The 20,744-nt window shown below is 51.9% G+C and carries 24 protein-coding genes; 17 read left to right on the top strand and 7 right to left on the bottom strand.

The window, feature by feature from the left end; translation table 11 throughout:
- Positions 1–6: 6 nt before the first annotated feature.
- Positions 7–1,086 (bottom strand): o-succinylbenzoate synthase, encoded by a 1,080-nt coding sequence (locus Q4E40_RS17595; RefSeq protein ID WP_303413997.1) that lies wholly within the window; start codon positions 1,084–1,086, stop codon positions 7–9.
- A 140-nt stretch (positions 1,087–1,226) separates the two neighbouring features.
- Between Q4E40_RS17595 and egtB the strand changes: the two genes are divergently transcribed.
- From egtB to Q4E40_RS17575, 4 genes are all read left to right on the top strand, one after another.
- Positions 1,227–2,492 carry an ergothioneine biosynthesis protein EgtB gene (gene egtB / locus Q4E40_RS17590; RefSeq protein ID WP_303413996.1) on the top strand — a complete coding sequence of 422 codons (1,266 nt, stop codon included), beginning with the start codon at positions 1,227–1,229 and terminating at the stop codon, positions 2,490–2,492.
- 4 nt (positions 2,493–2,496) lie between these two features.
- Positions 2,497–3,504, top strand: coding sequence for an L-histidine N(alpha)-methyltransferase (gene egtD, locus Q4E40_RS17585; protein ID WP_303413995.1), 1,008 nt, complete (start codon positions 2,497–2,499; stop codon positions 3,502–3,504).
- Between the two features lie 217 nt (positions 3,505–3,721).
- A complete protein-coding gene (locus Q4E40_RS17580) occupies positions 3,722–5,062 on the top strand; it encodes an MATE family efflux transporter (RefSeq protein ID WP_303413994.1) in 1,341 nt (446 codons plus the stop codon).
- Between the two features lie 117 nt (positions 5,063–5,179).
- Positions 5,180–5,722 carry a DUF922 domain-containing protein gene (locus tag Q4E40_RS17575; RefSeq protein ID WP_303413992.1) on the top strand — a complete coding sequence of 181 codons (543 nt, stop codon included), beginning with the start codon at positions 5,180–5,182 and terminating at the stop codon, positions 5,720–5,722.
- A 67-nt stretch (positions 5,723–5,789) separates the two neighbouring features.
- Here the strand turns inward: Q4E40_RS17575 and Q4E40_RS17570 are convergent, their stop codons facing one another.
- Positions 5,790–7,334 carry an FAD-dependent oxidoreductase gene (locus Q4E40_RS17570; RefSeq protein WP_303413991.1) on the bottom strand — a complete coding sequence of 515 codons (1,545 nt, stop codon included), beginning with the start codon at positions 7,332–7,334 and terminating at the stop codon, positions 5,790–5,792.
- A 182-nt stretch (positions 7,335–7,516) separates the two neighbouring features.
- Here Q4E40_RS17570 and Q4E40_RS17565 point away from each other — a divergent pair, with 182 nt between their 5' ends.
- Positions 7,517–7,873, top strand: a complete 357-nt coding sequence (locus tag Q4E40_RS17565; protein ID WP_303413990.1) for a tRNA-binding protein — start codon at positions 7,517–7,519, stop codon at positions 7,871–7,873.
- 1 nt (position 7,874) lies between these two features.
- Here the strand turns inward: Q4E40_RS17565 and Q4E40_RS17560 are convergent, their stop codons facing one another.
- Positions 7,875–8,285 (bottom strand): DUF4296 domain-containing protein, encoded by a 411-nt coding sequence (locus Q4E40_RS17560; protein ID WP_303413988.1) that lies wholly within the window; start codon positions 8,283–8,285, stop codon positions 7,875–7,877.
- Positions 8,286–8,344: 59 nt separating this feature from the next.
- Here Q4E40_RS17560 and Q4E40_RS17555 point away from each other — a divergent pair, with 59 nt between their 5' ends.
- The 7 genes from Q4E40_RS17555 to Q4E40_RS17525 all read left to right on the top strand — a co-directional run bounded on the left by Q4E40_RS17555 (position 8,345) and on the right by Q4E40_RS17525 (position 13,955).
- On the top strand, positions 8,345–9,226 hold the full coding sequence (locus Q4E40_RS17555; RefSeq protein ID WP_303413986.1) for a DUF58 domain-containing protein: 882 nt from the start codon (positions 8,345–8,347) through the stop codon (positions 9,224–9,226).
- Positions 9,219–10,130 carry a hypothetical protein gene (locus Q4E40_RS17550; RefSeq protein WP_303413985.1) on the top strand — a complete coding sequence of 304 codons (912 nt, stop codon included), beginning with the start codon at positions 9,219–9,221 and terminating at the stop codon, positions 10,128–10,130. The genes Q4E40_RS17555 and Q4E40_RS17550 overlap by 8 nt, the downstream gene beginning before the upstream one ends.
- On the top strand, positions 10,111–11,163 hold the full coding sequence (locus Q4E40_RS17545) for a vWA domain-containing protein (RefSeq protein WP_303413983.1): 1,053 nt from the start codon (positions 10,111–10,113) through the stop codon (positions 11,161–11,163). The genes Q4E40_RS17550 and Q4E40_RS17545 overlap by 20 nt, the downstream gene beginning before the upstream one ends.
- A 145-nt stretch (positions 11,164–11,308) precedes the next feature.
- A complete protein-coding gene (locus Q4E40_RS17540; protein WP_303413982.1) occupies positions 11,309–11,995 on the top strand; it encodes a YggS family pyridoxal phosphate-dependent enzyme in 687 nt (228 codons plus the stop codon).
- 42 nt (positions 11,996–12,037) lie between these two features.
- A complete protein-coding gene (locus Q4E40_RS17535) occupies positions 12,038–12,493 on the top strand; it encodes a DUF2750 domain-containing protein (protein WP_303413981.1) in 456 nt (151 codons plus the stop codon).
- Between the two features lie 110 nt (positions 12,494–12,603).
- Positions 12,604–13,521: a glycerophosphodiester phosphodiesterase gene (locus tag Q4E40_RS17530; protein ID WP_303413980.1), complete on the top strand. Its 918-nt coding sequence runs from the start codon at positions 12,604–12,606 to the stop codon at positions 13,519–13,521.
- A 110-nt stretch (positions 13,522–13,631) separates the two neighbouring features.
- The gene (locus Q4E40_RS17525) at positions 13,632–13,955 is read left to right on the top strand and encodes a DUF423 domain-containing protein (RefSeq protein ID WP_303414042.1); all 324 of its coding nucleotides are present in this window, start codon (positions 13,632–13,634) and stop codon (positions 13,953–13,955) included.
- Positions 13,956–14,033: 78 nt separating this feature from the next.
- Here Q4E40_RS17525 and Q4E40_RS17520 read toward each other — a convergent pair whose 3' ends face one another.
- The 3 genes from Q4E40_RS17520 to Q4E40_RS17510 form a co-directional block, all read right to left on the bottom strand.
- Positions 14,034–14,480, bottom strand: a complete 447-nt coding sequence (locus Q4E40_RS17520; RefSeq protein WP_303413978.1) for a DUF1573 domain-containing protein — start codon at positions 14,478–14,480, stop codon at positions 14,034–14,036.
- A 79-nt stretch (positions 14,481–14,559) separates the two neighbouring features.
- Positions 14,560–15,966: an ATP-dependent DNA helicase gene (locus Q4E40_RS17515; protein ID WP_303413977.1), complete on the bottom strand. Its 1,407-nt coding sequence runs from the start codon at positions 15,964–15,966 to the stop codon at positions 14,560–14,562.
- A gap of 174 nt (positions 15,967–16,140) precedes the next feature.
- Entirely contained in the window at positions 16,141–16,590 is a 450-nt protein-coding gene (locus Q4E40_RS17510; RefSeq protein WP_303413976.1) for a PaaI family thioesterase, read from the bottom strand.
- A 37-nt stretch (positions 16,591–16,627) separates the two neighbouring features.
- On the opposite strand from Q4E40_RS17510, the gene Q4E40_RS17505 reads away from it, so the two are divergent.
- The 3 genes from Q4E40_RS17505 to coaD all read left to right on the top strand — a co-directional run bounded on the left by Q4E40_RS17505 (position 16,628) and on the right by coaD (position 18,762).
- Positions 16,628–17,116: an NUDIX domain-containing protein gene (locus Q4E40_RS17505; RefSeq protein WP_303413975.1), complete on the top strand. Its 489-nt coding sequence runs from the start codon at positions 16,628–16,630 to the stop codon at positions 17,114–17,116.
- A 65-nt stretch (positions 17,117–17,181) separates the two neighbouring features.
- The gene (locus Q4E40_RS17500) at positions 17,182–18,069 is read left to right on the top strand and encodes a DUF3822 family protein (protein WP_303413974.1); all 888 of its coding nucleotides are present in this window, start codon (positions 17,182–17,184) and stop codon (positions 18,067–18,069) included.
- A 213-nt stretch (positions 18,070–18,282) separates the two neighbouring features.
- Positions 18,283–18,762: a pantetheine-phosphate adenylyltransferase gene (gene coaD, locus Q4E40_RS17495; RefSeq protein WP_303413972.1), complete on the top strand. Its 480-nt coding sequence runs from the start codon at positions 18,283–18,285 to the stop codon at positions 18,760–18,762.
- Here coaD and Q4E40_RS17490 read toward each other — a convergent pair.
- On the bottom strand, positions 18,716–19,396 hold the full coding sequence (locus tag Q4E40_RS17490; RefSeq protein WP_303413971.1) for an NUDIX hydrolase: 681 nt from the start codon (positions 19,394–19,396) through the stop codon (positions 18,716–18,718). The genes coaD and Q4E40_RS17490 overlap by 47 nt on opposite strands.
- 109 nt (positions 19,397–19,505) lie before the next feature.
- Here Q4E40_RS17490 and pyrE point away from each other — a divergent pair, with 109 nt between their 5' ends.
- Positions 19,506–20,144: an orotate phosphoribosyltransferase gene (gene pyrE, locus Q4E40_RS17485; protein WP_303413970.1), complete on the top strand. Its 639-nt coding sequence runs from the start codon at positions 19,506–19,508 to the stop codon at positions 20,142–20,144.
- A gap of 61 nt (positions 20,145–20,205) precedes the next feature.
- Entirely contained in the window at positions 20,206–20,703 is a 498-nt protein-coding gene (locus tag Q4E40_RS17480) for a metallophosphoesterase family protein (RefSeq protein ID WP_303413968.1), read from the top strand.
- Positions 20,704–20,744 lie beyond the last annotated feature (41 nt).

Genomic DNA, 20,744 nt, shown 5'->3' with positions numbered 1-20,744 from the left:
ATAGGCTTAGGCCTGCTCAGGCAATTCTCTCCAGGTGTCGCCGCTATACCATAGCCAACCTTTTTTTATTTGCAGCGGAGAGTCGATGTTGTTATGGTATAGCTGTCCGGTGCCGAGCCCCTGCGGGATGCTGATGGTATAATTGGCCGTAAACTGGCTGATGGCGTTCAGCCCGATGTTCGACTCCAGTGCCGAGGTCATCCACCAGTCGATGCTGCGTTCCTCTGCCAGCTTGATCCAATCCGCACTTGCCTGCATGCCCCCTACCAAGGTTGGCTTCAGGATGATGTATTGCGGTTTTATAAAATCCAGCAGTTCCACCTGTTTCTCCGTTTCCTGCACCCCGATCAGTTCCTCGTCGAGGGCAATCGGTATGGGGGTATAGGCGCAGAGCTGTTGCATCTGCTCGGGTTGTCCCTGCCGGATGGGTTGTTCAATGGAGTGCAGGCTATACCTGGCCAGGCGCTCCAGTTTGCGAAAAGCCTCGTCGGGTGCAAAAGCACCGTTGGCATCCACCCGTATGGTCAGGTCTTCCGGGCCAGCTACCTCCCGTATCTGATGCAGTATGTCGAGTTCCGTGGCAAAGTCCAGACTGCCGATTTTCAGCTTCAGACAGGTATAGCCCTCCGAGAGTTTCTTTCGGATCTGCTCCTGCATAAAGTTCTTTTCCCCCATCCAGATCAAGCCATTGATGGGTATACCTGCTCTGCCCTCACTGAAGTCGTTTGCATAAAGTCTTTTATTTCCTCCCTGCTGCATATCCAACAGCGCCGTTTCAAGCGCAAACCGGATGGCAGGCCATTCGCGCAAATCAGCGAACTTGAGCATCTGCTGCAAATCGTTAGCCGTTAACTGCCGCGCTGCTACATTCGCTGCCAGCTGCCCGAGCTTCGCTTCCAGGTCTGGTCGTGCATCGATGCTCAGGCCGGGAAGTGGCGCGCACTCTCCTACGCCAATCACCTCAGGCTCGTCAGAATCACTGAGGTGCAGGTAGTATACCTGGTGGGTGCGCATTGCGCCGCGTGAGGTGCGTGCATCGAATTTAAACTGAAGCTGATGGGGCGTAACGGTCAATCGTAAGGACATAGTGGCGTGAAATTAGGCTTTCCAAAATCGGCTTATCGAAAACAAAGTACGTAGAAAAAGAGTTAACACGACAGTTGCAGGCACTTTAATGCTTTAAGTAACCCCTTTTCCTATACCGCTTCGCTAACCTCCTCATCCCCATGACTACGATAACTGCCCCCATCAGCCAGACCATACATGAGCGATTTCAGCAGATCAGGGCGCAGACTGAAAAGATCTGTTCGCCGCTGGAGCCCGAAGACACCGTGGTGCAGCCGATGGTAGACGTGAGCCCGCCGAAATGGCATATGGCGCATACCACCTGGTTTTTTGAGCAGTTTGTGCTCGGGCCCTACCTGAAAAACTATCAGGTATTTCATCCTAACTATGCCTTTCTGTTCAACTCCTATTACAACTCCGTGGGCAACCGCGTGCAGCGGGCAGAGCGAAGTACGCTTACGAGGCCTCCTCTGCGGGATGTCTACGCCTACCGCCGCCATGTAAACGAACACATGGAAGAGCTGCTGCAAAAGGTGCCGGACGACCGGCTTGAAGAGTTGCTGCCCGTACTAGAGCTGGGCCTGCAGCATGAACAGCAACACCAGGAACTACTCATCACCGATATCAAGTACATACTCAGCACCAACCCGCTTTTACCGGCCTACGCTAAAAAGGTCGCTGACACACCATCTGAAGATCCGGGAAAACCGGAGTACCTGGAGGTGCCCGGCGGTATTTACCGGATCGGTTTTCAGGGAGAGGGCTTTTGTTTTGACAACGAGCTGGGCGCGCACGAAGTACTTCTCTCCGACTTCAGCATCATGAACCGCCTGGTGACGAATGCCGAGTACCTGGAGTTTATGCGGAATGGTGGGTATAGCGATTTCCGTTTCTGGCTGGATGAAGGCCTGGCCATGGTGCGCACTGCCAATCTGAAAGCCCCACTCTACTGGCTCGAGCAGGACGGAGACTGGTACCAGTATACCATGCATGGTCTGGAGAAACTGGACCTGTACAAGCCCGTGAGCCATATCAGTTTTTACGAAGCACAGGCCTATGCCGCCTGGTCCGGAAAGCGCCTGCTAACCGAGTTTGAATGGGAAGCCGCTACACAGGTATACCCTCCCACTAAAGGCAACTTCCAGGAGTCCGGGCTGTTTGAACCCTGTGCGGCGAAGCCAAGCAAAGGTATGCAGCAGCTTTTTGGCGATGCCTGGGAATGGACCTACAGTGCTTACCACCCCTATCCTGGTTTTACAACCGCCGCCGGTGCGCTAGGTGAGTACAACGGGAAGTTCATGATCAACCAGATGGTGTTGCGCGGTGGTTCCTGCGCTACACCCGAGCGCCACATCAGAACCACTTACCGTAACTTCTTTCACCCTGACAAACGCTGGCAGTTCACCGGAATACGACTGGCACAATAAAAATATGCTCTTACAGACAACCCCCAATACATTGATAGACCTCTCGCGCAAGACCGATGGCAGTCAGGACCGTGCTGAATTTGCGAGGCACGTGGCGGAGGGCTTAAGCCAAAGCCCTAAAATACTGTCATCACGTTACTTTTATGATGCTAAGGGAAGCAGGCTCTTCCAGCAGATCATGGCTTTGCCGGAATATTATCTGACGCGTGCTGAGTATAGTCTGCTGCAGCGACACCGATCGGCGATGGTCAGCGCTTTTGCCGCCAATGGGTTCTTCCACCTGGTTGATCTGGGTGCCGGGGACGCCATGAAAACAAAGCTGCTGCTATCTGAATTGGTAGAGCAGGAAAAGCCTTTCGATTACGTCCCGATGGATATTTCGGGCTCGGTGATGCAGGAATTAAGCAAAGACCTGCAGCAGTCGCAGCCGGATTTGCATGTGCAAGCGGTGGTAGCGGAGTATATTTTGGGGCTGGAATGGCTTGAGCAGCACTTGACAGAGCGAAAAGTGGTACTGTTCCTGGGTTCAAACATTGGCAACTTTGAGCGTGAAGAGGGTCTGGAGTTTATCTCCCAGATCAGGCGGCACCTGCAGCCGGGTGACCTGTTCCTGCTGGGGGTGGATTTAGCCAAAGATCCGGCTACCATTCTGGCCGCCTACAACGATGCAAGCGGTGTAACAGCTGCCTTTAACCTGAATTTACTGGAGCGCATCAACCGGGAATTGGGCGGTAATTTCGATCTGGAGGCATTCAAGCACTTTGCACTGTACGACCCGCAACAGGGCGTGATGAAGAGCTTTTTGGTGAGCCAGCGCGAGCAGGAGGTATACCTGGAAGCTACCCAGGAGCGTTATACCTTTGCTGCCTGGGAGGCGATCCATACGGAAAGCTCGCATAAATATACCCTGCCGCAAGCCACCGAAATGGGCCGCTCAGCTGGCTTTGAATTCGTCACGTCCTACCTCGACGAAAAGGGTAACTTTGCTGACATGCTCTTCAAAGCTGTTTAACTTGCTTGAATTAACATGATCATCTTTATGAATACAAAAAAGATTATTTTAACCGCTGCCCTGGTGCTGCTCCCGATCCCGGCGAAAGCAATTCTGGCAAAGCTCCGCAGTGAAAAAAAAGCGGCTTGAGCTGGTCGGAATAGCGCACTAATGCAACTGCACTTGTGCTGGGGAAAGGAAAAAAGACTAATTTTGCAGTCCTTTTTCCTTTCCCTTTATGCTATCATTAGAATACCGAGACCACTTCCGAAAGAACTTCCTGCTGGCTTACCCTGTCGTGCTGAGTCAGCTGGGTCACATTATGGTGAGTGTCATCGACAGTCTGATGGTGGGTCAAACGGGAACTATACCACTGGCGGCGGCCTCGCTGGGCAACAGCATTTTCACGATCACGCTGGTATTCGGCCTGGGGGTTTCTTACAGCATCACGCCTCTGATCGCTGCAGCCGATGGCCGCCGCAACTATACCCGCATCTCGCTGCTTTTGCTCAACGGTTTGTTTTCCAACCTGCTGCTTGGAATCATTCTGTTCGTAGCCGGCTACTTTCTCTCCCCTTATATCACCTGGCTCGACCAACCAGAAGAGGTTGTCAGACAGGCTATACCGTACGTCAATATCCTTTTCCTGTCGATGGTGCCGCTGATGCTGTTTCAGGGTTTCAGGCAGTTCGCCGAAGGACTTTCGCTCACCAAACAGGCCATGTACATTTCACTCATTGCCAATGGACTCAATGTGGTGCTCAACTACATCCTCATCTATGGCAAACTCGGCTTTGAGCCCATGGGGCTGGTCGGCGCTGGCTGGGCTACGCTCATCTCGCGGGTCGTGATGGCCCTGGTGATGGGAGGCTATGTGCTTTACGGCAAGCGCTTTGCCGCATTCCATCGCTTCCTCTCGTTCCGGCACCTTTCTTTTGTGCACATGTACCATATCTTCCGCCTGGGACTGCCGATCTCCGGGCAAATGGTGTTTGAAATGGGCGCCTTCAGCTTTTCGGCCATTATGATCGGGTGGCTGGGCGCACGCGAACTGGCCGCTCACCAGATCGCCATCAACGTTGCCTCGGTTACTTATATGATGGCCAGTGGCATTGCCGCGGCGGCCACCATCCGTGTGGGCAACCAAAAAGGTCTTCGCAATTTCAGAGCCATGCAGGTGGCCGGCAACAGCAGCTTTATGATGGGGGTGCTTTTCATGATTCTGAGCGGTCTGCTTATGATAGCTGGGAAAAATTTTATACCTTCCCTATACCTGGACGATCCGATGGTGATCGAGCTAGCCGCCACCTTGCTCATTATTGCTGCCCTTTTCCAGATTTCGGACGGTGTGCAGGTGGTGGGACTGGGTGTGCTCCGAGGCCTTGAAGATGTGCGTGTTCCCGGGCTTATCTCGCTGATCGCCTATTGGGTGATCGGTCTGCCGGTAGGGTATATCCTCTGTTTCAAGCTGGGCTTCGGCGTGCATGGCGTCTGGACTGGTCTGTTGGTCGGATTGTCTGTAGCTGCCATATTACTATTCTGGCGCTTTAAAATGCTAAGCGGCAGGCTTAGCAAATAAAATAATGCAATAGTGGCACCTATTTACAGGTGACAGTGTTGCGCCGATAGAGACTTTTTAAACTTTTAGCCGATGTTTATCATTACTCTACTCCTTAGCCTATTGGTAGGTATACTTATGCCGTATCCTACCCCAGCCGGTTCGCCGTCTACTAGTATTATTATTCCGAACAAAGCCAGTCACAGCGTTTCTAATACAGAACAGCTGGCCTGGTCTGCCACCCGGAAGTTGAACTGGGAAGATTTCAGGGGAACACCCGAGTCTACCAATCCCCACCACGCCCTCACGGCCGCCAACCTGGCCGTGGACGCCCGTTGCAAAGACAATACGTTTTACTACGAGGTGAAATGTGTGTTCCTGCCGGGAGAGTCCTGGTCGAAGAACAAAAAGTCGGAGAAGCTGCTGGCACATGAGCAGCTGCACTTTGACCTCACCGAAGTGCATGCCCGCATGCTGCGCCGTGAGTTGAAGGAACTTGGGATGTCGTGTGGCAACCTGAAGACAAACCTCAATAGCACGGTCGGTGACGCATTCAAGGCCTGGAAAGCGGAGCAGGATCAGTTCGATAAAGCATCCCGCCACGGAATAGACATCCAGGTACAGCAGGATTGGAACGACCGCATAGCACAGCGCCTGCAGGAGTTGGACGCCTGGAAATAAGCCATCAATCAGAAAGCCCTGCTTTACGGAACCGCAAAGCAGGGCTTTCTGATAAACTCTGTCTAGGTTATTCTTCTACCGGACCCAGGTCTTTGGACGCCGGACCGGTCATCACCCTGCCAAAGGGATCAAAACGGGAGCCGTGGCAAGGACAGTCCCAGGAGCTTTCTACTTCGTTCCAGTGCACCACACAACCCATGTGTGTGCACACCGCCGAACACTGGTGCCGCACGCCATCCTGGTCGCAGTAAACGGCCACCTTGCTCATACCTTTGCGCATGATTTTTCCCGTCCCAGGCATTACTTCCATTGGATCTTTCACCTCTCCGGGAGTCACGAAGTCCTTGAACTGGGCGGCGACGTTGATGTTCTCCTTCAAAAACTCACCCACCGATTGGGTATTCTTACGGCTTGGGTCGTAGAGCTTTTCCCATGGGTTCGGCCTTCCCTGTAACAGGTCGGTGAGCAGCATACCGGCAATCGTGCTGTTTGTCATGCCGTGGCCCGAGTCACCAGTGGCAATATAAATATTTTCAGAATCCCCCGGATTGCGACCTATGAAACCCAATCCATCGACAGGCTCCATCACCTGGCCCGACCAGCGATATACCACTTCTTTTGCCATTGGGAAATGCTTGCGGGTCCAGCGCTCAAGCGATTCGAATCGCTCACTCAGGTGATCGCCCTGCCCTGTTTTATGGTCCTCGCCCCCTACGATCAGCAGGTCCAGGTCCTCTGCGTCCTCACCGCCTGTTTTGCCTTTCAGCAACCGTACATAGTGATAAGGATCTTCCATGTCCCAATACAGCGCATCTGGCACCTCGCCCTGCCGCACGGCAAGCCCGATGGCGTAAGTTCGGTAAGGGGCTTGTTTTGTGTGCATCGTCACCATGTCGTTGATCGGCGTGTTTGTCGTCACGACCAGGTGGTTGGCCGCTACGGCATGCCCTTCTTTTGAGACAGCCGATACAACCGGGCCTGTTTCAAAACGCTCCACCTTGGTTTTGGTAAAGATGCGGCCACCCTCCCTGATAAAGGCATTTGCCAAAGCAGACAGGTATTTCAGGACGTGAAAGTGCGCCTGGTTGGGGTATTGCAGGCATGGAAAGTCTGTCAGGGTCCCCAGCGGACTGTGCTTGCGCAGCACCACATCCAGCCAGCCTATTTTCTGCAGCGCCTCCAACTCCTTCATCAGGTCATCCTGCTGCTTGTTGTCCGTGGCAAAGAGGTAACCGTCCACCCGTGCAAAATCACAGTCTATTTTTTCATCCTTTATGATTTCTTCGATCTTGTCGATTGCCTTTCCGTGGCTTTGGGCAGCCAGTCGGGCACCGTCCACTCCGTGCAGGCGGATCAATTCATCGAACCGCTCATCCAGCGCATTGGACAGGTGAGCCGTTGTGCGGCTTGTTTCGCCCCCGCCTATTTCTTTGGCCTCCAGCAACACAACATCGCGCCCCTCTTTGGCCAATAGATAGGCCGTGGTAACACCTGCTATACCTGCACCGACAATGCACACATCACATCGGATGTTGTCGACGAGGGGATTCGTAACAGGCATCGTTATATTCTCCACCCACACGGGTAAACTTGCTCCAGATTCTCTTTTCATAGTTTTTAAGGTTTTGCAATAGCTTCGCCGGCTTATACTTTAAGCTTTTTTAACAGTAAGAAAGCCAGTTGCATAGGATACGCGGCTATAATCCTAATGTTACCGAAGGAGCCGGCAGCAAGTCACTGTACAGGTTATTTTAAAACAGAATCCTTAACTTGGGGAGAAAAACAGACAAACCCATGCATACCTCCGCACAGGCCATGCCGACCATATCGTGGCAACATTTTGAAGAGACAGATATAAGAGTGGGCACTATTGTGGAAGCCACCGAATTTCCGGAAGCGCGTAAGCCCGCCTACAAACTCCTGGTCGATCTGGGTCCGTTGGGCTTAAAAAGATCGAGCGCTCAGATCACGAAGCACTATACCCTGGATGAACTACCCGGAAAGCAGGTGCTGTGCGTGACCAACCTGGGGAACAAGCAGATCGGGAAATATATGTCGGAGGTGCTAGTGACAGGCTTTGCCGACGAGAACGGAGATATCGTGCTGGCGCAGCCGGCTGGTCCCGTGCCAAACGGTAGTAAGCTCATATAGCCTAATAAGCTTGCTTCATACCTTCCAGTATAGGCACCGGAGGTTGGCCTGGCGCAACACTGGTTGAGTCGGTGGCGCGCAGTTTGGCTTCGCGCACGCTCAGGGTGTCCAGGATAATCTCGTAGAGTTTGTCCATCTGCGCGAGGTGGGTCAGGTAGTAACGGTAGGTCTTGCGAAAGTCTTCCTGTGTAACGCCATGCTCCGCCAGAATATGCTGTTGCTCTTTGTTGAAGACCATCAGCGCGGTATCCGGGTACATAACGTGCGTTTCGATGCGGGATTCGGCGATATGCACATCGGCCAGTATCTGCACCATCTTCTGTTCGGGCAGTAGGTCAGCAGGTCGCTTTTCAGGACTTTGGCCGCAGCCAGCCAGCACGACAAAGGAAAGTAGGTATAAAATTCGTTTCACGAATGTAATATTACGGGAATATGTCCTAATTTTAAAATCTGAGGCAAAGCCCCTACCCTATGAAGGAACTTGTTCAAAAGCTGCGCAAGTACGAAATACGCATTCGCAAAGCCATCAACACCCAGATGCAGGGCGACTTCCACTCTGTTTTTAAAGGAACGGGGCTGGAGTTTGATGACGTGCGCGCCTATCAGTACGGCGACGATGTGCGCTCGATCGACTGGCACGTATCGGCCAAAGGGCAGGGAACCTTCGTTAAAACTTACCGGGAGGAAAAAGAACAGTCCGTTTTTCTGATGCTGGATGTAAGCGCCTCACAAACCGTGGGCACAGGTCGCCAGCACAAACTGGATGTCGGAAAAGAGATATGCGGCGTACTTGCGCTCGCTGCCGCCCGCCAGCAAAGCCAGATCGGGATCATCTGCTTCAGTGATCAGAAAGAGAAGTACATCAAGCCCGCCAAAGGCATCGAGCAGGCTTATACCTTGATCAAGGCGCTGCACGAGCTGAAGCCGAAATCGGTGAAAACCAACCTCGCTGCCGGCATCAAACTAACCCTGGACATTGTCAAGCGCCGCAGCATTATCCTGCTGATCTCCGATTTCATTGATGTGAACTATGAGAGAGAGCTGGCCATGCTCGCGAAGAAACACGACCTGATCGTGATTCAGCTGCTCGACCTGCGTGAGCGCAACATGCCAAGTCTGGGCATTGTGCCGGTGGTTGATAAAGAAACGGGGAAAACGATCTGGCTCAACACCTCAGGCGCCGAATTTAAAGAGCATTATTTTGCCCAGTACAAACAGAACCAGGACAGAGTGATCAGGATCTGTCAGAAATACCAGGCCAATTACCTGGCCATACAGGCCAACGAAGACTATGTCATGCAACTGGTCAATCTGTTCCGCCTCCGTAACCGAACGTCCAAAAAAAGTGCGTAATACTCTGCTTATATTCTTTTGCTTGATTTCCGTTGGCACGCAGGCGCAGCAGTTGCTTCCGCCAGATGGAGGCTTCAGTAAAGACTCCGTGTATATCGGGGAGCTCGTACGCTATACCCTGGTGCACCGGCACCCGGCTGCCCAGGAAGTCATACTGCCAGACTCCAGCTATAACTTTGCTCCCTTTGAACTGGTGCGACAGGAATACTACCCGACCGCCACGCGCGCAGGTATCAGCACAGACAGCACCGTGTATACCTTGCGCACCTTTGATACTGCGCCCGTGCAGTCGCTTGAACTGCCGGCCATTGTGTTGCAGGGCAAGGATACGCTGCAGGTCGTGTCGCCAAAGCAGTCGGTGGTGTTGCGCCAGTTGGTGCAGGAAGTTTCCACGCCGCTTCAGCTCCGCACAGAAACTACGCTGGCGCAGGTAGAGGAACGTTTCGACTGGCCTATTCTGGTGCTTTGGATCGTAACCATTGCTGCTTTTATTGCGCTGGTTTGGCTGGTGTTCGGACAAACGATCAAGATCAAGTACCAGCTATACCGCCTTCGCAAAGACCACCTGTACTTCAACTCCAGGTATAACTCCCACGTCGACCGCTTCGTGAAAACGGGGGTACCGACCAGCATGGAAAAGGCTGTGTCGCTTTGGAAGAACTACCTGACCAAACTGGAGCGAAGCGCTATTAATTCTTTCACCACCAAGGAGATTGTGGAATACTACAACGATGACGAACAGGTGAACCTGGCGCTGCGCCTGTGCGACAAAGCCATTTACGGCAACGTCACGGCCGAACCCGATCAGGAAACAAACCAGGCCTTGAGCATGCTGCGCCGTTTTGCCCGCAGTCGCTACAAAACACACCGCGAAATAACCGGAAATGCTAGGAATAAGCAATGACATGCTAGACTGGCTGAGCCTGGAATGGTTTAGCCTGAGTACGATGCGCTCCTTTGACTGGGTATACCCGCTGGTGCTGTATGCCCTGCCGGTGGTGCCCCTCCTTTTCCTGCTCAAAGGTTTGTTCCGACTCAAGTCGCGCAGTAAGCTGGACATGGCCATGTTCGAGGGCACCGTGCGTTGGCAATGGTCAAGTCTGCTCCGTTTTGTTCCGGAAATTATCTACATGATGTTTGTGATGCTCGTGCTGCTGGCGCTGGCCCGACCGCAGCGTATAAACGAACAGGTAGAGCAAACGGCCGAAGGTATAGACATTGTACTGGTCATGGACGTGTCGGGCTCCATGGAGCTGCAGGACATCAAGCCGAGCCGCCTGGAAGCAGCCAAAGAGGTGGCCATCAACTTCATTAACGGCCGCGTGGCCGACCGCATCGGTGTGGTGGTCTTTGCCGGCGATGCCTATTCCCTGGCTCCGCTCACCACTGACTATGAACTGCTACGCGAGAGCATCCGCTCCATCGAAAACGGGATGATATCTGATGATGGCACGGCCATTGGCAGCGCCCTTGCCGTAGCCATCAACCGCATGCGCGACTCCAATGCAAAGAGTAAAGTAGCCATACTGATCAGCGATGGAGAGAACACGGCAGGCAGTCTGGATCCGCATATGGCGGCCCGCCTGGCATACGCGCACCAGATCAAGGTATACACAATCGGTATAGGAAAAGACGGCCTGGTGCCCTATGATGTGGATGCCAATGGCAAAACCTTGTTAGTAGAAACGCAGTTAGACGAAAAAAGCCTGCGTGATATTTCGGAAACAGGCGAAGGCCAGTTCTTCAGAGCCGACTCGCGCGACGGGTTGCAGGAAATTTTCCAGAACATCGACCGGTATGAGAAAACGGAGGTACGTGAGAAGCGCTTCCGCGACACCTACGACTACTATCAGGTATACCTGAAGTGGGCCCTGTTGCTGCTGGTCGTGTGGATGCTGCTGAAAAACACCTTTATGACCAACGTGCTGGAAGACTAGGAAGATTGAAAAGTTAGAAAGGTTGGAAATTATAAAGTTAGAAAGTTGGGAAAAGGTATAGCTGGTGCTTTAAACCTTTGCCTGCAGTAACCTATACCTGCTTTGTATAAGTGCGATATTTACTAAGATTACACTACATAAAACTATGTCTGAAATTGCTGATAATATTCGTTTTTTTGATGAGACGCTTCGCAGTACACCCTGTCGTCTGGTAGCTGTTTCCAAAACACATTCTCCTGAAAAGATCATGGAGGCCTACGATGCCGGGCATCGCATTTTCGGGGAGAACAAAGTGCAGGAATTGCTGGAAAAGCGTGATCTTTTGCCGCACGACATCGCCTGGCACCTGATCGGGCACCTGCAGACAAACAAGGTAAAACAGATCGCACAGTTCATCGACACCATCCAGTCGGTAGACAGCCTGAAATTGCTGGTTGAGATCAACAAAAGAGCGGAGCAGTTTAACCGGACTTTGCCCGTTAACTGCATGCTGCAATTCGACATTGCCGACGAGGAAACCAAGTTTGGCATGAGCTATGATGAGGCCGTTGCGCTGCTGCAAAGTGACGAGTACCGCAACATGCACTTTATCCGTATTACTGGTGTGATGGGCATTGCCACCAACACCGACAACCAGGAAAAACTCCGAAGTGAATTCCAAACCCTGAGAGGATACTTTGAAAAGCTTAAAGAAACATTCTTCGCCGCCAGCGAAGACTTCAAGGAAATCTCGATGGGCATGACGTCCGATTGGGAACTCGCTGTAGCTGAAGGAAGTACGCTTATACGCGTGGGCAGCGGCATATTTGGCGCTCGCAATTACAACAAATAATCATACCTTACACCATCCTTTCACATTAAACCAACCATCACCATGCAAGAGAACACCAACGAGAACATGGAGGCCAATTACAGAAAATTCATTCAGCGCATCGTCGAATCAGAGAGCGTTTGGGGCCTGACACACGACGAAACCTGGGCAACTTCCAGTTCTGCCGAGTTTGAAGACGCAGAGGTGATCCTGTTCTGGTCCGACGCAGCAGGTGCCAAAACTTGTGCCGAAGATGACTGGAAGGATTACACGCCGGAATCCATCACCTTGGTTGAGTTTTTGGAGAACTGGTGCGTGGGCATGTACGGTGACCAACTGCTGCTCGGTTCGGATTGGGATGCAAGTCTGATCGGTCGCGAAATGGAGCCGCTGGTGGTGGCACTGGATGTGCTGCACGAACTGAAGCAAAAAGGCAAGACCCTGGAATTCACGCAGTACGACAGCCAGGATGAATTCGAAGAGCAGGTGATCGAAGCGCTGGAAGGCGAAGACGAATAAGCCGCAGTAGAAACAAGGTAACAGGCAGGTAGAAGACTTAACGATTTCTTAACGGGTAAAAGGTATAGCCTTGCCTGTGGATTCGCCTACTTTACTGCTAAAATATTCGCATGCACAAAAACCTGCTTGTTGCCCCTTTCCTATACCTGCTAAGCTCCTGTACCATGCCTGCACAACAAGGCGCTATACCTGACAGCACAGTCCGCCACCTGCCCGCTTTCGATCTGGAAGGCCACCGGGGTGCCCGCGGACTGATGCCCGAAAACACCATTCCGGCCATGATCCGGGCCCTGGAGTTGGGAGTGACCACACTGGAGATGGACACGCACATCACCAAAGACGGGCAGGTGGTTTTGTCGCATGACCCGTACATCAACCATGAGCATGACCTTTTGCCCGATGGCAGCGAAATCCCCCCCGCTGACAAGCACAAGTATGTCCTTTATCAGCTGGACTATGCCACTATCAGGACCTTTGATGCAGGCTCGAAATTTTACGCAAAGTTTCCGCATCAGGAGAAGCTTCCTACCTACAAACCCCTCCTCTCCGATCTGATCGACTCGGTGCAGGTATACCTGCAGCAGAACAACCTGCCGCAGGTATACTACAACATCGAAACCAAGTCAAAGCCGAGTGGCGACGGCAAACTGCACCCCGCGCCAGAGGAGTTTGTGGACTTGCTGATGGAGGTGATCGAAGCAAAAGGTATAGCCGAATGGGTGATCATCCAGTCGTTTGACGTTCGCACGCTGCAGGTGCTGCGCCAGCGCTACCCGCACATTAAAACGTCGCTGCTGGTGGAGAACGCGACGGGCCTGAACAAGAACCTGGAAACGCTGGGTTTTATACCTGACATCTACAGCCCCTACTACCGGCTCGTCACGCCAAAGCTGATCAAAGATTGCCACGCAAAAGGGATGAAGGTTGTTCCCTGGACCATCAATGAGTTGCAGGAGATGCAGCGGTTAAAAGAGATGGGCGTGGACGGACTGATCTCGGATTACCCGAACTTGTACCGGGAATTATGAAATGGTGGAATTATGTCGGAAATTAGTGTCTGATTCAACCAAAATATACCTACCCCGTGACTCAAAAAGCCATACTCCTAATAGCCAGTGCCTTCGGAGCACTTAGTGTGATGATCGGTGCCTTCGGAGCGCATGCGCTGGCGCCCATGCTGCGTGCCACCAACCGTGTCGAGACGTTTGAAACGGCTGTGAAATACCAGATGTACCATACCCTGGCACTGCTGGCCGTGGGTCTGCTGCTTTTCAAAGTAGAGCATCCTGCGCTGCAGATTGCCGCCTGGGCTTTCCTGATCGGTATCTTCATCTTCTCGGGCTCTCTCTATACCCTCGTTCTAACAGGCATGACCTGGCTGGGTGCCATCACCCCGATCGGTGGAACCGCCCTGATCATAGGTTGGGCCGCCTTGTTCTATGCTATACTGAAAGCCCTTTAAGGTATAGGGATATTCATAAGACAAAAAGGCTCCCGGTTATATGCCGGGAGCCTTTCTGTCTTATGATGCTATAACAACTTACTGCGTTTTAGCGGCAGAGGCTGGTTTTTCTTTGATATTGGCTACGATGTAAACGTAGGTCGGCTCACCTGTGTTAGAATGGATCGTGATGGCTTTCTTCTGCTGTCCCATACGACCTGTGCTGTTATACTTTGCCTTAACGAAACCTGTCTTGCCGGGCATTACGGCTTCTTTGGTCCAGGCAGGCGAGGTACAGCCACAAGTTACATCCACGCGGTCGATGATAACCGGTTGTGTACCAGTGTTGGTAAAGGTAAAGGTATGCTCCACCACATCGCCCTGAGTGATCTCACCGAAATTGTGCTCGGTTGACTCAAAAGAGATGGCAGGACCTGATTTGGCCTGTGCCTGCGGAGCGGCAGTTTGCTTAGCAGGACCTTGCTGCGCCACGGCACCACCGGCTACCAGTGCTGCCATTGCAAAAGACAGAATTAACTTTTTCATACGTATAAAGGGTTTAGCTATTGCTGTTACGATTCGTCTGTTGTTAAGTTCTAACGTTTTGGCAGACCATCCAAATATATCAGTCAACCAATAGTTGCTTGCTAAAGTTCAGCAAATATAGTTCTTCTGACGAGCGGGTGAGCGCCGTATAAAGCCAACGCGCAAACTCCTCGTTCACCATATCATCCTTCAAAAAGCCCTGGTCCACAAACACCGCCTTCCACTGACCGCCCTGCGCTTTGTGGCAGGTCAGGGCGTAGGCAAACTTAACCTGCAGGGCATTCAGGTAAGGGTTCTGCTTCATCTCTTTGGAGCGCTCCCGTTTGTTTTTAATGTCCGCGTAATCCTGCAGCACCGCATCGTAGAGCTTCTTGTTCTGGTCGGCTGGCAGTGCCGGTGCATCGGTATAAAGTGTGTCAAGCATGATCTTCACTTCGAGCTCTTCTTCCTCCGGATAGTCGACAAAGCGTACGCGCACATCGGCAAAGCGGAGGTCGTACATGTCTTCATACCGAATGATTTTGGTGATCTCCACAAAGTCACCGTTGGCCATAAAGCCTATGTTAGACTCTTTAGGCAACCAGAAATAGTTGTTGCGTACGATCATCAGGTAATCCCCCACTCCTATTTCGTCCTCCGAGAAAAAGATCTGGCGCCGGATGTGCTGGTTATAGAGGTTGGCTGATTTGTTGGAGCGGCAGATCACGATGGAGTTTTCGACCCCAAACTTATCATACGCATAGCGCAGGCCGTCTTCAAGCTTTTCGCCCGTCATGCGGTAAATGTCGCGCCAGCCCTTGGTGTGCAGTTTTATTTCAGGCTTGTCGCTTAGCAGCTGATCGCGCAGTTGCGTGGCGTTCATCAGTATACCTGAGGCCTCAGCCTGTCGCATCACCTGGCGCAGCTCCAACTCGTGCACCTGGCAGCGGAAGTTCTGCTTCAGATAATCGGCGTTAAGTGCCGGACTCAACGCCTGGTTAACCGGCGGCAACTGGGCCGTATCACCGATCAGTAGCAGTTTGTTGCTCTTGTTCTCAAACACGTAGCCCATCAAATCCCGTAGCAAACCATTCTGCCCGAAGCCGCTGTCGTCTGAGATCATGGAGGACTCGTCTACGATGTAAAACGTCTTGTCTGCCTTGTTGGGCATGCGGGTGAAGGCCAGTCCCTCGGAATATGGGTTGGCAGTTTGCCGGTAGATTTTTTTGTGGATGGTAAAGGCTTTGCGTCCGCTGTATGAGGCCATCACCTTGGCAGCACGGCCTGTCGGGGCCAGTAGTACATACTTATACCCGAAAGTGCGGAGAATCTTTACCAGCGAAGTCACCACAGTGGTCTTGCCCGTACCGGCGTAACCCTTGAGCAAAAACACCGATTTCTCGGCTTCGGTGTCCATTATAAATTCGTCGAGCCTGGCAAAAAGCCGTGCCTGGTCCTGGGTAGGCTCAAACGGAAAACTTGTTCTAAGTGCCTCTACTGGACGCATAATTTAAATTAGAAAGTTAGAAAATCAAAAAGGTAGAAAGTTGGGGAAGTATGAAAGTTTAGGAATTTGAGAGAACGTCTGTAGGTAACCACTAAGTAACAATACACGCTGTAATGACATTCAGGCCGGAAAGCTATATTCAGCAACTTTCTACCTTTCTAAATTCCGAACTTTTTACCTTTTAAGCTCCTCGGGTGCGATGTTGGCCATGGAGGCGCTGGCTTTGGCGATCAGGAGAGGCTCTTCGGCTCCTTTTACCACGTATACTTCGGCCTCGCAGAAATTAAGTTTGCGCCCCTGCTTCAGCACATAGCCTTTGGCAAGCAGTTTGTCGCCCACTCCCGGATGGAAGTAGGACACCTTTATCTCGGCTGTGACTACATGGTGGCCTTTCGGCACCAGGCTCACGGCGGCAAAGCCCGCCACAATATCGGCCAGGGTCGCAATAACGCCGCCGTGCGCAAAGCCTTTGTGCTGCTTGTGCTTCTGCTCCAGCAGCATTTCGCCCTCTACCCTGCCCACTTCAATTTTAGTAACTTCAAAGCCCATGAGCTTCATAAACTCCTGCCGCTCCAGCTTTTCTTTTATATCTGCCCGAAAATCGGGGTTGTAGGTCTGAATCATTTTGTAAATTTACCACCTATACCCCGCTATCGCAAACATGAACACACTAAACCCCAATGCCGCCGCCTATGCCGGTAAAGTAAGGCTGCGCGTGTGCGGCATTTGCCTGAAGGACAACAAGCTTTTGCTTGTAAGACATCAGCCGACGCTCAACAATGCTGCATTCTGGGCGCCTCCTGGCGGCGGACTGCAGTACGGCGAGTCCGTTGAAGCCTGTCTGGTACGGGAAGTGCTGGAAGAGACGGGCCTTCAGACAAAAGTAAAGCGCTTCCTGTTTGTCAATGAGTTTCTGGAAGAGCCACTTCAGGCCGTGGAGCTATTCTTTGAACTGGAATTGACAGGCGGCGAACTGATAACAGGTATAGATCCGGAAGCGAGTGCCGACCAGCAGCTGATCGAAGAGGTTGCTTTTCTGAGTCTGGAAGAGCTCTGGCAAATCCCATTGGCAGACAAGCACCGCATCCTCCATTACCTGTTTTCGCTGGACGATCTGTTCGGATTGCCGCATCGCTTCGTGCAGGCATGATCATTTTACTATATTTTTAGTATACTTGCATAGCACAATATAGCATTACCTGGAGCTCCTATACCTTGAATACCATCAACACGCACTTTCGGCTTTCCTATCAGTTACAGGACGAGGCTTTTCAGCTTTCGCAGGCAGGCAATAGTAACCTGTATATTGCGGTCAGTTCCAAAGCCATGCGCCTGGCCGTAGCCGATGTGGAGCGCAACAAGTTTGTGGCGCTGGAAGACTATGAGCTGATCACGGTTTTCACGCCGCTCCAAATAGCAGAACAGCTGCGCCTGATCGCCGACCAAAGCCCTATCCTGCAGGAACAGCGCTGGCTGGATATTCGCGTCAGCATCAGCAATCAGTTCTTTACCCTTGTGCCGGAGACTCTCTTTGATCCGGCGCACCAGGAAGACTACCTGCGCCTGCACAGCACCCTCGACCCGCAGCACCACGTCATCCTTCACAACCGCACCTTCGGCCTGGAAGCGGTGAATATTTTTGCGATCGACAGTGCACTCTACCGCACGCTCCAGAGCCTTTTCCCGGAACGCAACGTTCAATTTACCCACCAGACCAGTGCTTTGATCAAAAGCCTGCTGCACCAGACGGACCGAAAAGCTGGGCGGACCATGCACCTTTATGTGGAGCGGAATTATGTAACCGTGCTCGTTATAGATGAAAACGGGCTTCAGTTTTGCAACGTGTTCCATTACCTGAGTCCGGAAGACTTCATTTACTTCGTTGTTTTTGTGATGCAGGAGCAGAAAATGAACCCTGAGCAGGAAACCATCACCGCCTGGGGCGATATCACGCCTGACTCCAGCCTCTTCAACATGCTCAAAAAATACATTCGCCAGGTACGCTTCGGTAAACGGCCCGCCGATGTAGGCTACAGCTACAAGTTCGACGACTTGTTCGATCACCGCTACTTCGAACTCTTCAGTTTACACTTCTGCGAATAAAATGAATTGTTAAATTGTTGATGGTTAAATGGTTGGTGGTTGAATTGCTAAATTGTTAGAACTCTTCCATACTAATCAGAATATCAGCTGCTTTCTTCACTGACTAAAGCCCTCAACACCTAATTCAAGTCGCTTCAAGATATACCCATTAACCACTAACAATCAACAATTTTACTCACTCATTCACTAAGTCACTCATTCACTCAATCAACAATGAAAAGAACCGCTATTTTCCCCGGATCGTTTGACCCTTTTACCAATGGCCACCTGGATGTAGTATTGCGTGGTTCTAAAATGTTTGATGAGATCATCATTGCCATCGGCAACAACAGCAGCAAGCAGCGCTACATTCCGGTGGAGAAGATGGTGGAGGTGATCAATGGGGTGTTCAAGGACCGGCCTAACATCAAGGCCGAGGCATATAAGGGCCTAACGGCGGAGTTTGCCCGAGAAGTAGGAGCTACTTTTTTGCTGCGCGGACTGCGCAACACGACGGACTTCGAGTACGAGAACACGATCGCACAGGCCAACCGCCACATTAATCCGGAGTTGGAGACGGTCTTCCTGATCACTTCACCGGCTTTGGCGGCCATCAGTTCCACCATCATCCGCGAAATTCACCGCTTCGGGGGCAACGTGGATGATTTTATACCTTTCCGGATTTCAGAGATTGGAGATATTCCCGCACAATAAAGGCAATGGAGGTATAGGCTTTGGGTAGCGCTTCCATCGCCTCTTCCGGCGTCATCCAGCGCACTTCTTCGATAAACTCCTCGGCCTGAGGCTTCATCAGGCTGTCATCGGTGCATTGCATCAAATACCAGCTCGTTTTCTTAAGGATCTTCTTGCCCTTAAAAGCATAGGAATGCCAGGTTTTGGGGAGTTTGCTCAGTACCTCTACCGTAATGTTGCACTCCTCCTCTACTTCACGCACAGCACCATCCAGCACTTTTTCACCTTTGTTCAGTTTGCCTTTTGGCAGGTCCCAAACACCGAGGCGATAGATCATCAGGATCTTATCATCTTTCAGAACCAGTCCGCCACCAGCCTTTACGATCTTAAACTGATCCTTGAGGTGCTCGATCATCTGCTTCTTTTTATTAGCAACCAGCGTAAGCGAATTGAGTTTTTTTAGCTTCTTCACCTCCATCAGCCGCACAATACGGTCGATCAACAGCGGATCGGCCCGTTTGATGAGCACATCCCCTACCAGATCCTTGGACGTGAAGTGGTTATCGGCATCGAGCACCAGGTCGTAGTGATGACGGTATACCTTCTCGTTTGACTTTTTGATGATAAGCGGAATATCGTTAATAAAAACGTTCATAGGGAAAGGTGCTCGTGTATCAGGCTTGAAATTTACACAAATCAATCAATATTTCGGTGTAAAGAAAACACAGGTCGCCAAAAAGGGGAAATATTTCTTAAATTCGGGCATGGATAATCAGACGACAGCACACCAGGTAGCCTCTTTCCTGCTGGAAACAGAGGCCGTGAAATTGAGACCGGAACAGCCCTTTAAGTGGAGTTCCGGCTGGAATTCGCCCATTTACTGCGACAACCGCGTAACCTTATCCTTTCCGTACATCCGGAGCTACATCAAGCAGCAGTTGGCCGAGATGATCAGGCAAAACTTTCCGGAGGCCGAGGCCATTGCAGGCGTGGCCACGGCAGGTATAGCGCAGGGTGCACTGGTGGCCGATCTGCTCGAAATGCCCTTTCTCTATGTACGTCCGCAACCAAAAAGTCACGGCATGGCCAACCAGATCGAAGGAAAACTGATTTCAGGTCAGAAAGTGGTGATGGTGGAGGATTTGATCTCGACTGGCGGCAGTTCGCTCAAGGCGGCTGAGGCCGTACGCTCAGCGGGAGGTAACGTAGTGGGCATGGCTGCCATATTCACCTACGGTTTTTCGTTAGCTGAAGAAAACTTCAAGCAAGCAGGTATAGCACTGCACTGCCTGAGCAACTACGAGGCACTGACCGAAGCCGCCATGCAAAATGGCTACATCCCGGAGTCGGCTATGCCAACTTTGGCTGAATGGCGCGAGTCACCCGAAACCTGGAGGGTATAGCAGGTAGAGCAATAACTCTCAAGACAATAGAAACTTAGACAAAGGATTTTTAAGGTATAGCATGAAGATAGGCCTCCTCTCTGACACGCACGACTATGTTGATGATCAGATCCTGCGCCTGCTGGGCGACCGGGACGAGATCTGGCATGCCGGCGATTTCGGCACTTCCCGGGTAGCGGAACGTCTCATTGAGGTGGCCCCCCTTCGGGGCGTCTACGGCAACATCGACGGACAGGACATCCGGGTGCTATACCCGAAAGTGCTGCGCTTTGAGGCCAACGGGCTGGACGTGCTGATGACGCACATCGGGGGCTATCCGGGCAAGTACCATCCGGATATCAGGGACCAGATCAAGGCAAATCCTCCGGGCCTCTTCATCACCGGACACTCCCATATCCTCAAGATCATGCCTGACAAAACCTTGAACAACCTGCTGCACATCAATCCGGGTGCAGCTGGCATGCATGGCTTTCACAAGGTGCGTACTATGGTGCGCTTCACTGTAGAGGCAGGAAAGGTGCGCGACTTGCAGGTGATTGAGCTGGGCAAGAGGGCATAAAAAAAGCGTGCCTGCTGTTGCAAGCACACTTTGAAGTCTTC

The organism is Pontibacter coccineus, from assembly GCF_030546575.1.
In the GTDB taxonomy this organism is placed as follows: Bacteria; Bacteroidota; Bacteroidia; order Cytophagales; family Hymenobacteraceae; genus Pontibacter; species Pontibacter coccineus.
This window is presented reverse-complemented; position numbering and strand designations above follow the sequence as displayed.